The organism is Nostoc sp. 2RC (assembly GCF_014222165.1).
In the GTDB taxonomy this organism is placed as follows: domain Bacteria; phylum Cyanobacteriota; class Cyanobacteriia; order Cyanobacteriales; family Nostocaceae; genus Nostoc; species Nostoc linckia.
Genome location: NZ_JACKZU010000267.1, coordinates 1 through 11,528 on the forward strand (window position 1 = coordinate 1; position 11,528 = coordinate 11,528).

Genomic DNA, 11,528 nt, shown 5'->3' on the forward strand with positions numbered 1-11,528 from the left:
ATGTGTATAAGAGACAGGGGGAAGGGGGAAAGGTTTCAAATACATCAGACCTCTGTTCCTCAAAGGCCACTTACTTTAAATCGCCAGAGACTCTCCAATCTACATTTTTTCTTTCATCAGAGTTATCAAAGAGGGTTAAGTATTGTTCTAAATTTTCATGAATCTGAGATAATACTGACAAATTCCCTGGCTCGTACTTCAGACAAAAAGCGATTATTTTTTAACTTTTCTATTCCCTACTCTCAATTTTATTATGAAAAAACAATTGCTGACCACAGCATTTTTTATGTTGTCTTTGATGTGTCCACTGAAAGTTTTGGCACAAAATTATGACGATATCTATGTTTTTGGTGACAGCTTTTCTGATACGGGTAATGTATTTAATTCCACAAATGGGATTATTCCTCCAAGCCCGACTTACTTCAATGGACGTTTTTCTAATGGCCCAGTTTGGGTAGAGTATCTGGCCTCTGAGTTAGGGTTAACTTTTAATCCCAACAACAATTTTGCCTTTGGTGGTGCGACTACAGGATTGGATAACTTAGGACTAAGTTTTTTACCAGGATTAAAGCAACAAATTAATGAATTTACAACACTCAATAAATCTGCCGATCGCAATGCTCTTTATGTTATTTGGGCGGGTGCTAATGATTACCTAAAGTATTTTTATAATGATACTCCTAATCCAACAGAAACCGTAGCTAATTTATCCTCAGCAATAACTTCATTGACTGCGGTGGGCGCTGAAAATATTCTAGTAGTAAACTTACCAGATTTGGGAAAGTTTCCAGTGACAGGTGATAATCTTCAAACAGCAAGCATACTCAGCAATTTTACAAATGCACATAACTCCAATTTAGCTGCAACTATTAATTTGTTGAATCAGCAACTAAGTCCTAAAGCTAAGATTATTCCTTTTGATATTAATTCTTTATTTAATCGCATCATTGCAAATTCAAAAGAATTTGGTTTCACAAATGTCACTGATTCTTGTGTGGGAGAATTATCGGTAGTACCCATCGAAGTTACGGTGAAGCCAGTTGTATGTGAACCAGACAAGTTTTTATTTTGGGATGAAATTCATTCAACAACTGCGACTAATCAACTAATTGGAGAATTTGCGTTTTCTGCCCTCCAGCCGGCTTCGGTTCCTGAATCTTCCACTGTGTTAGGAGTGTTAACAGTTAGCGGTTTATGTGGGCTGTCCCTTCGCAAACGTCGCAGTTATTAAGCTGTTGATGGTTGACGGTTGACGGTTGACGGTTGGCTTGTAAAAAACCTTATGTGATGTCTGATTAATCAAACTAAATAAAAATATTTGTTTGTAGTGGTCGTGTAGCGTCTCGCACAGAGGACTTCAGTCCTAGTTTGAGGACTAAAGTCCTCACTACAAACTTTTTATTATGGGTGATTTAGCGGACATCAAGATAATTCATCTAAAATCCAAAATCTAAAATCCAAAATTCCATCACCTTGGAACCGGTACTTGATTAATTACCGACGCAATTACCGCGTCGATTTGTAAACCATCCAGCATTGCTTCTGGTTTCAAAATCAGTCGATGGCGTAGCAATGGAGATGCAACTGCTTTGACATCATCTGGTGTGACAAAATCTCTTCCAGTTAACCACGCTAGGGCTTGAGATGTCTGCAACCAAGCACCGGCGGCGCGAGGTGATGCACCCAAAGTTAAATCGGGATATTGACGCGATACTCTCACTAATGCCAACAAATAATCAACGATCGCTTCTGATACTTTAACTTCTTTGACTGCTTGTCGCGCTTGCAAAATATCGGCTACTGTGGCTACTGGTTTCAAACGGCTAATGTCTAAGCGCTTTGCTGCAAACCCCGCCTGACGATTGAGTAACATTTGCTTTTCAGCTGCTTGATCGGGATAATCTACTACTAATTTAAATAAAAATCTGTCTAATTGTGCCTCTGGCAAAGGATAAGTCCCCTCAAATTCTAGGGGGTTTTGGGTTGCAATCACCCAAAATAAATCCGGCAAGGGCAAACTTTCACCATCCAAGGTTACCTGCATTTCTTCCATTGCTTCTAGCAGCGCTGCTTGTGTTTTCGGAGGAGTGCGGTTAATTTCATCTGCTAGCAGTACTTCTGTAAATATTGGCCCTTTTTTTAAAGTAAAATTACGGCTATTTAAGTCAAAAATATTTGTACCAGTGATATCTGATGGCAAGACATCTGGTGTTAGTTGAATTCGGCGAAAGTCACCTTGGATTAATTGTGCTAACACTTTGACTAACAGAGTTTTACCAGTCCCCGGTACTCCTTCTAAAATGATATGTCCACCGGCTAATAGTGCCACTAAAAGTTGTTGTATGAGGCTGGATTGTCCGACAATTACTTGTTTAAGACTTTCACCAAGTTGAATTAAAATAGCATGGGTTTGGTTCATAATATGAATTTTGGTATTAGTCATTTGTAGGAATTACGAATTACGAGTTAATCTTATACTTCGCCATTTTCCCAACCAGCTTAACAGTTCTTGTTCCTTGATGGGCTGTTTGTGCGATCGCAGCTTTAAAACTGCATCTAAATCCGCGCCACTTGCACCTGTTTTTTCTACCCAGATATTAACTAAAGTTTGGTGTTCTAGGGGTACTTGACCTAATCCCAAGGCTTTTTGCAGTTGCAATTGTTCTTGTTTACCCACTATCCCAATTACAAAGTCTGTGGTGTCGGCTTTCTGCAACACCAGGGCTAAGGCTTGGATGTATGCCTCGCTGTTGTCGGCAACTTGTGTATCTAAAGCCACTGGTTTGCCAAAACGGCGATTCTGCGCCCAAATTAGTACTAATAGCACGATCGCTACTTGGATGGATATTGGGAATAAAGGGGTTTTAGCAAAAAAACTAGACAAATTTCCTTCGCTTTCTTTTTGTCTGACATCAGGATCTTTATAGCCGTGAATGTATTCATCCACAAGTATTGTGTTGTTGTTTTTATTGACTAAATCAGCTAAATACTTAAAATTACTTAAATTATCTTGATAGGCGTTAGCAGCTAAGTAAGGAGTAGTAGAAAAAATTACTTTACCTTGGTTGTATGTTTCTTGCCAGACAATAGCACCAAAGCGATCGCCTAAATCAGTTTGTTTTTGGTTAACTTTTCTATTGCGCCTGCGGGTCTCAATTTTAATATCTCCTTGGGGAGATTTTTGCAGGGTGCTAAAATCTGATTCTGTGACTCGCCCGCCAACACCTAAAATTACTAAAGTATTTCCTTTTTCTAACCATTCACGTTCCTGAATATCGAGGCTTGTACCTCTGGGTTCGCTGGTAACCACAACAAAGGTAACTGGACTGTCCTCTGGTGGAATTTCACTAAAAGGTTTTTGCCAGCGCTGAATTGAAACTCCTTGTTTTTGCATAAAATTATACCAAGCCCCATAGCCGTTGGGATCTCGATTGTAAGTAGAACCGCCAGTAATTTTGGTATTATTAGGAGCTGCTATTAAACTCAGTAAAACGATGGCAGCGATGGCAATTACAGCCATCCAAGCAAGGCGATTTGAACGTTTCATTTTTCAGTTTCACTTATGAGAATGTTTCCGATGGGATTTGTGGATTTTTCTAGACATTGGTTGGAAGTACGGTGCAGTGGCTGTGGCAATCATAACTAATTAACAGAACATGATATGAATGAACTTTACAGTTCGCCATATTGAAAAACTCTAAGAGCAGTTTATTGTCTATAATGAGATTTGCCAAAATTGCCAGATACGGCTGAATAAACTAATTTGGAAGTTACTTTAAGTCTGTTTAGGGGACTGGATCTATGATTAGAGTTGGTTTATTAGTACAGTCCCAGAATAATTATTTGGGTATAGGAAAAGTTGCCGAAATATCTGAGACTAATGCGACTGTTGAGTATTTTTGCTCTTTGGGGCAACGTCTACAAAAAACGTTACCTCTAAGTTCGCTTTCTCAAGTGCGGCTTGAACCCCAAGCACGATGCTATATTAAGTCCGAAAACCAAGATAAATGGATAATTGGCAGAATTTTCGCCTGGGACGAAGATACAGAAGAATATCAAGTTGATTTACCAGACAAGAAAACTGCAATTCTGACGGAAGAAGAAATTTATGTCCGTTGTAATTTACCGAACACAGACCCCATTGAAACTTTAGCAATGAAGGGTCACGAAACGCCCTATTTCCACGATAAAAGATTGGCTTTTGTGAAATCTTTGATTCAGCAACGCGCAGTCAGTCGCGGGATGACGGGATTAATTTCGGCAAATATTAATCTTTATCCCCATCAAGTTGAAGTTGTGCGGCGGGTGCTGGAAGACCCAATTCAACGTTATATATTAGCAGACGAAGTAGGACTAGGAAAAACCATCGAAGCGGGTGCAATTCTGCGCCAATTTCTATTAGATGAACCGAAAAAAGGTGCGGTGGTCATAGTTCCCCAATATTTGCTGCAACAATGGCGCACTGAGTTAGAAAACAAGTTTTACATTTCTCATTTTCCCAAACGAGTAGCGGTACTAGCTATTGAAGATGTCCATAAAATTAATCTGAGAGCGAAGATTGGCTGTTTAATATTAGATGAAGCCCATCACATCGCCGCAATGGCGACCTCTAAAGATGCAGCAGTGCGGCAGCGTTTTGAAATTTGTAAAGAACTAGCTCACAAAAGCGATCGCTTACTTTTATTATCCGCTAATCCGGTTGTGAATCACGAGCAAGATTTCTTAGCAATGTTGCATTTGCTCGACCCCACAACATACAGACTACAAGATTTAGCAGGTTTTCGTGCGAAAGTTGCCAGCAGTCAACAAATAGGAAAAGTGCTGTTGGCTTTGAGAGAAGATGCAAAGCCTGTGGTCTTGAAAAATAATTTGCAGGAATTACGCAAATTATTTCCTGAGGATAAGTATTTACTCAATTTAGCTGATGATTTAGAAAATTCTTTAGAAGAAAATGCTGCAAAAGCCAATCAACTTGTCCAAGCAATTCGCAGCCACGTCAGCGATACCTATCGATTATATCGGCGGATGCTTCGCAACCGTCGGGCGGCGGTGGAAGATGTGATATTTGACCGCAATTTTACGCCCAAAGAAGAATACGATCTAGATGAGCGATCGCTCGATATTCACGAATTCATCAATCAATGGCGTAGTGTTGCCCCCAAAGAAAAGCAATATCAGCGAATTTTCCTGTTACTATTTTTAGCTGCGGGTACTTGGTTAGGCATTTTAGAACAAGTAATTACCAGCCGCTTAACTGGAAAACCCCATGTGAAATTGAGTCAGGAATTTAAAGAAGATGATATTCGCCTATTAACTACAACTCCTAAATTTTCCGGCGAAGAAGAAATTTTGCAATCCATACTCAAGATTGTTCGTCAACCAATGGAAGACGGAGAACGCAAAGAAAATTTAAGAACAGTATTGCTAAATCAGTTAGGTACATACTTTAAAATTCCGGCAAACGTCCGCAGAAATCAAAAAGAATTTCTCACCAGAATCCAGCAGAGAATCAAGAGACCTATTGCAGGGGATATTTTCCCCAAATTTATTATATTTAGCAGTTTTGCTCAAAGTTGTGCAGAAATTGTCCGCTATTTATCTGATACCTTTGGTACTCAGGCGGTAGTCAGCCATCAATTTGGAGAATCACCGGATAAAGTCGAGTCTGGGTTAAATAGATTCAAAAACGATGCCAACTGCTTTATTTTAGTATGCGATCGCTCTGGAGAAGAAGGGCGTAATCTCCAGTTTGCTGATTGGTTAATTCATTTCGATCTTCCTTGGTCGCCTAATCAATTAGAACAAAGAATTGGTAGGCTTGACCGTATTGGTAGCAAAATAGGCATCCAATCTTGTGTATTGATTGGCCCTTATTTAGAAGATAGTCCCCACAACGCTTGGTATCAAGTTTTAAAAGATGGTTTTGGGATTTTTCAACAATCAATTGCTAGTTTTCAGTTTTACGTAGATGAAAAATTGCCAGAATTAGAAGCAACATTATTTCAATCTGGTGCTGCTGGTTTAGTGGAAATGATTGAGCCAATCAAAGCACAAATCCAAGCCGAAATCATCAAAATTAGCGAACTCAATGCTTTAGATGAAATTGACGCCACTGATGAAATGGCAACCGAATATTTTCAAGATTTAGATAATTATGATGCTCGTCATTTAGAAATGAAACGAGCAATTGAAGGCTGGATTTGTGATGCGCTGGGTTTCAAACCAACGACTCACCCAGATTTTCCAGAAATGAAGCGCTATCAACCGATAACCCGTACTTTGGTGCCGATAAATGAATTAAAAACTCGTTTTGCTGACAGTTATTTAGACAAATATGGTACTTATAACCGCAGAATTGCCAACCAAAGTTCTGATGTTAAACTCTTGCGAATTGGAGAAGGATTTGTCGAAGCACTGTTAAACTATATAGATTGGGATGACCGGGGTCAAGCCTTTGCCATGTGGCGCACTGATGCATCTTGGGACGCACAACAAGGCAAGGAATGGTTTGGTTTCCAATATAATTATATACTGGAGACAAATTTAAAAATTGCCAAACAAGTTTTAATTGAGAATAAACTGGATAATTCTCAATACAAAATTTTGCAGCGTCGTGTAGATGCTTTGTTTCCACCAATTATGGAAACTATCTATGTTGATGGTCGCAAGGAACCAATATCTGTTGTGGAAGATCCAGTGTTGTTGGATATCTTACAACGTCCCTACAAAGATAGAAACAATAACCAACAACGAGATTACAATTTGGCAAAAGAACGATTAGAAATTATTGACAATTTTGTCGAACCTAGTAAATGGCAAAATTATTGCTATGAAGTACGTAATGCTTCTTTAGCTTTACTTTCCAATCGTCATGATTTTATCGAATTGTGTGAAAAACGTAGCCTCATCGCCGAAAAGAAATTAAGCAATAGAGTAGAACAATTAAACTTGTTGTTGAATCAACAAAGTTGGGATCGAGCATTAGCTGAAGAACTCAAAATAGAAACTGCTTTAAGTGCCGCTATTTTAGAGGGAATTCGCCGACCGCAAATTAAACTTGATTCAGTGGGGTTCATTATCGTATCAGGGCGATCGCTGGGCTAATTTTGGTGATACAATGTCTAGTTAAATAGCCTTAGTAATGTAATTAACCCTACCCTCTCTCAAAGGTAGGGTTTTTTAGTACCTTAAACCATTCATTTGTAGTATAAAATAATACTCAATATTCAGTTAAATGATAACTGATTAAATCTCCGAATGGCAGAATATGACAATCTGTGTAAATTACTTGCAGAACAATATCCCCGTGATTTTATTCGGTGGTTATTGAATCAAGAACCGCGCACAATTAAAATTTTAAAAACCGAATTGAGCATCGAACCAATTCGCGCTGATTCTGTGACATTCTTGCAAATAGAAAATCGCATTTTACACCTGGAATTTCAAACTACAATTCAATCTCAAACACCGATTTCGTTGCGGATGTTAGATTACTATGTCCGGCTGACACGTAAATACCAAGTTCCAGTTACACAAGTAGTGATTTTCTTGCAAGAAACTAATGATGAAATTGCCTTTACCACAGAATATGTTAGTGAAGTGACAACTCATCGTTATCGAGTTATCCGAATGTGGGAGCAAGATTCAGAACTATTTATGAATAATGTGGGATTGTTGCCGTTAGCACCGTTAACGCGAACGAATTCAGCCCCAAGGTTATTATCGCAAATTGCAGGAGAAATTGCTAAAATTCCAGATATTGAAACTAGAAAAAATACAGCTGCATACACGGAGATTTTAGCAGGGTTAAAGTTTGAGAAAGATTTGATTCTGCAATTATTACGGGAGGAAACTATGCAAGAATCAGTGATTTATCAATATATTTTACAGAAGGGCGAACAACGCGGCGAACAACGTGGCGAACAACGTGGCGAACAACGTGGCGAACAACGCGGCGAACAAAAAGAAGCACTGAAATTTTGTCTACTTTTACTTGATGAACGCTTTGGTGAAATTGATTCGTCAATTATTGAACGAGTGAAACTTTTAAATAAGGAACGCTTAGAAGCATTAGGTAGGGCTATTCTGCGATTTTCATCGTTATCTGATTTAGTAAGTTGGTTAAACCAGCAAGAAATTTGATTTATTAAAATTATTTAGAAATCAACTGGAGTGGAGAAGCGCAGGATAAATCCGCGCTGTCTGAACTTCTTAAAATACCTCGGCTTTAGCCAGGGGAGTGTCATAATTATACCGATTCAAAAAATGTTTGCGACAGATACCCCACCCGCCTGACGGTACCCTCCCCTTAGCAAGGAGAGGGTTGGGGAGGGGTCTTGTCTATGTGTCGCATTCTTTTTTGAAATTGGTATTAGCTACAATACTCTGACCAATTTTTGCTACCTTCTGCACTAACTCCTGTGGTTGTTTCACCTTAACATCTCCACCAAAGCCAACAATCCATCTCAACAAATCAAAATCATCTAATGTCCACTTAGGAAATATTGCCTGAAAACAATGTGGAAAAATATCATCACCAGTTCCATTTAAGCAAAACAAAGACTCAGGAAGATTACTAGTTGTTTTGTGAATTGGGGGGGACATTTTCATGTCTGCGAACCGTTTTGTCCCCTCAGTAATAAAAGGATAAATGCGGCTGCTAAACCAAAGTTCCACTGTGACACTAACTTGCATTCGCTGGTTTTCATCAGCACTGAGAAATTGTTTTTGGTCAGTACTGCTATTTCCTAAGTGCATCCCTGCACCGGCTTTGAATAATTTTTGTAACTTTTGTAATGTCTTTTCTTGTTGTTTTCGACTGCGTTGTTGAGTTTGAAGTCTCCCTAAAAACAATCTATCAAGACGTTCAAATCTCAGCAAACCAGAAGTTTCACCGTTGACACACTCATAACCCAAATACCAAGCAAAGTTACAGAAAACTATTTGCAATGGATAAGCTAAGAAAAAGTCTTTTTCATCTCCTGCGTATCTACCCACACCCATAAATCGTTTTAATTCTAACAGTCTTCCTTCTACAATTGCTGTTTCCAATTGAGAGAGATTATGACTTAAGGCACTGCTATGTAGATGTTTCGAGTCTACAATTGAAGTATTAGCGATCGCTCGCACTGGATAAATATTTTCAGTATTCTCAATTAAATGATTTTGTAATAATCGCTGCTTAAATATTTCGTAGATTGCTAAAGCTTGAGGATCGCTTAAACTGTTGGCTTGGGATTGAATAATATTGAATACTTTGATTAATTCTGGTTTAGAAAAAATCCCCGTACCAGCAAAATAGCCATTACGCATAGGAAACTCCGGTAATATTTTATATGGCTTGAAAACTTTTTCAATATCTTTCCGAATAGTAGCTTCTTCGGTATCAGGATTGCAAATTATCCCGGCTTGTGCAAGGGATTGAGTCAAAGTTTTTAAGCTACCCCCACCTGTATTAGCTAAAAAAGGGTAGTGGAGAATAAAGCGAATTGTATTGATTAAACGCTGAAAAACTTTTTGATCTGAATAGGAATGTATGCCACTTAATGATGTTAATTCACAAGTATCCAATTCTGGAACTTTTTGATAATTGACTGGAAAATTACTATTGATAATTCCTTGAGTTTGTAGCCATTCTAAATCAGCAACGATGGCCTCTTCCCTGGCATAAACCATACCCCGCAATTTAGCCATAATCACAGTAATTTCTTCCAGTGAGTTAACAAAATTTGCAACATAGCCAAGAATGTTTTCTAAAAGTTTTGGCTGAGTTATGTGGAACTCGCCAATACCAGGATAATTAATAATTAAGTAGATTAAATACATCAAACGCTCAAAATCCACCAAATTACTGTAACGATGAAGTGTGATGTTTGCATGACGATTTTGAGAATTGATAATTTGACGTGGAATACCTGCAATTAGTTCGGTAATTTGGTGTTGAGAAAATTTCGGTGAAGTGACGTTGATTTTATTTATTGCGGCAAATCCTTCTCCGGTAATTGGCGGAAAATCTTGCAGCTGTTGATACATACTCTGAATCACATTTGGCGGAACTTGGCGTTGGCGTTGTTGATTCCACTGAATACAAGTTTGCAAAGAAGTTTCTAAGTACCAACCAATCCAATTCAGTTGGGGTAAATTGCATTGTCTAAGTTTGGTATTTACTTTTAACAAAAAATCCATCCGAAAACAACGCTTACAATTTGTAGCATCGTAGATAACACTTTTACCCAACTTCAATGCTGTACAAATAGCGTTAATCGCAGTGGATTCGATTTTGTGCCATTCGCCTTGAATTGTGGCATCACCATATAATTGTTGGCGAATTTCATCAGTAGAAATAATTTCGTAATTTCCCAACCGACATATCAATTCCGCAAAGGTAGATTTACCGCTTCCTGGTGTTCCAATGAGAAAATGAGCCAAAGCTTTGCAGTCAGTTTTTGCTGAGTGTTGATTGGGAATTGGCGAAATTGGCATATCAGGTAAAATTTTCTAGTGATATCCAATCTTAAAGCGATATCCTACTTTGTAGAATAATGTTAATGCGAATGACAATTTTTAATCAGCAACATCCACATTAAACATGATTCCGCACCCAATTTCTCAAAGCTTGAATTGCTTGGGTTCTACCAGAAACTTGACTTTGTTGGACGCATTGATTTACAAGCTCAATTATCGGAATATCTGGAAAAATAGGACTAAAATCTGATTCTACATATTTTCCACCTTGCAAAACATTAATTTTTAATCCTTGTTTTCCATATCGCCAAAGTTCTGGTACTCCCAAAATTTGATAATTATCCAACTGCGTACGGGAAGTTAAATCAATTTCTATTGCTAAATCTGGAGGTGGATCGACACTCATATCGAGACGATTTTTACCAATAACTGCCGCTTGATTTTGAATATAAAAACAGGCATCAGGTTCGACTCCTTGAGTCATACGTTCAATTTTTAAAGTTGTGGAATCCAAAGATTCAAATGCAATTTGTTTTGCTTCCAAGAAAATCTTCACCATGTCGCCAATCATTTCTTTGGCTTTTTCATGTTCGGGCAAGGGAACCATAATTTCTAAAAATCCATGACTATAAGAAAGTCTCGCAGCACGATGTTCTCCCAATTCTGCCAAAATATTTTCAAATTGCTGCCAGCTAACATCTTCAAGTAGCAATTGCTGTCCTGGTTGAATCCTCAATTGTCTGAATTCTAATAGCATAAAGATTCATCCAACTCTTTTACTACAATATATCGACCCCGTGAAACTAAAATAAATTATTGCGGTTAAAGGGTTGACTGTTGACTGTTGACGGTTGACGGTGAAACAGGACTCATATCAATCAAGCCAGTGCGCCCTTGCGGTTAAGAGACTTTCCTTCTGAGTCAGGAGAAGGGTAGGAACTGGCGCGACGCGAAAGACACAAACAAATAATACCGATTCAAAAAATATTTGCGACAGATACCCCACCCGCCTGACGGCACCCTCCCCTTGCCAAGGGGAGGGTTGGGGAGGGGTCTTGTCTATG

At 38.6% G+C, this 11,528-nt stretch carries 7 protein-coding genes; 3 read left to right on the forward strand and 4 right to left on the reverse strand.

The window, feature by feature from the left end:
* The first annotated feature begins 253 nt into the window (after positions 1–253).
* Entirely contained in the window at positions 254–1,231 is a 978-nt protein-coding gene (locus GNE10_RS24545; protein WP_185567457.1) for an SGNH/GDSL hydrolase family protein, read from the forward strand.
* Positions 1,232–1,468: 237 nt separating this feature from the next.
* Here the strand turns inward: GNE10_RS24545 and GNE10_RS24550 are convergent, their stop codons facing one another.
* On the reverse strand, positions 1,469–2,419 hold the full coding sequence (locus GNE10_RS24550) for a MoxR family ATPase (protein ID WP_185567469.1): 951 nt from the start codon (positions 2,417–2,419) through the stop codon (positions 1,469–1,471).
* A gap of 33 nt (positions 2,420–2,452) precedes the next feature.
* Positions 2,453–3,547 carry a DUF4350 domain-containing protein gene (locus GNE10_RS24555; RefSeq protein ID WP_185567459.1) on the reverse strand — a complete coding sequence of 365 codons (1,095 nt, stop codon included), beginning with the start codon at positions 3,545–3,547 and terminating at the stop codon, positions 2,453–2,455.
* Positions 3,548–3,801: 254 nt separating this feature from the next.
* Here GNE10_RS24555 and dpdE point away from each other — a divergent pair, with 254 nt between their 5' ends.
* Together dpdE and GNE10_RS24565 are read left to right on the forward strand one after the other, a co-directional pair.
* On the forward strand, positions 3,802–7,104 hold the full coding sequence (dpdE, locus tag GNE10_RS24560) for a protein DpdE (RefSeq protein ID WP_185567461.1): 3,303 nt from the start codon (positions 3,802–3,804) through the stop codon (positions 7,102–7,104).
* Between the two features lie 153 nt (positions 7,105–7,257).
* Positions 7,258–8,142 (forward strand): DUF4351 domain-containing protein, encoded by an 885-nt coding sequence (locus tag GNE10_RS24565; RefSeq protein WP_185567463.1) that lies wholly within the window; start codon positions 7,258–7,260, stop codon positions 8,140–8,142.
* A gap of 198 nt (positions 8,143–8,340) precedes the next feature.
* On the opposite strand, the gene GNE10_RS24570 is transcribed toward GNE10_RS24565, so the two are convergent.
* The gene (locus tag GNE10_RS24570) at positions 8,341–10,482 is read right to left on the reverse strand and encodes a WYL domain-containing protein (RefSeq protein WP_185567465.1); all 2,142 of its coding nucleotides are present in this window, start codon (positions 10,480–10,482) and stop codon (positions 8,341–8,343) included.
* A gap of 100 nt (positions 10,483–10,582) precedes the next feature.
* Complete coding sequence (locus GNE10_RS24575) at positions 10,583–11,221, reverse strand: Uma2 family endonuclease (RefSeq protein WP_185567467.1); 639 nt, start codon at positions 11,219–11,221, stop codon at positions 10,583–10,585.
* Between the last annotated feature and the right edge of the window lie 307 nt (positions 11,222–11,528).

Coding starts and splice junctions, on each gene's coding strand:
- GNE10_RS24545 (WP_185567457.1), top strand. CDS start 254: ATGAAAAAACAATTGCTGACCACAGCATTTTTTATGTTGTCTTTGATG.
- GNE10_RS24550 (WP_185567469.1), bottom strand. CDS start 2,419: ATGAACCAAACCCATGCTATTTTAATTCAACTTGGTGAAAGTCTTAAA.
- GNE10_RS24555 (WP_185567459.1), bottom strand. CDS start 3,547: ATGAAACGTTCAAATCGCCTTGCTTGGATGGCTGTAATTGCCATCGCT.
- dpdE (WP_185567461.1), top strand. CDS start 3,802: ATGATTAGAGTTGGTTTATTAGTACAGTCCCAGAATAATTATTTGGGT.
- GNE10_RS24565 (WP_185567463.1), top strand. CDS start 7,258: ATGGCAGAATATGACAATCTGTGTAAATTACTTGCAGAACAATATCCC.
- GNE10_RS24570 (WP_185567465.1), bottom strand. CDS start 10,482: ATGCCAATTTCGCCAATTCCCAATCAACACTCAGCAAAAACTGACTGC.
- GNE10_RS24575 (WP_185567467.1), bottom strand. CDS start 11,221: ATGCTATTAGAATTCAGACAATTGAGGATTCAACCAGGACAGCAATTG.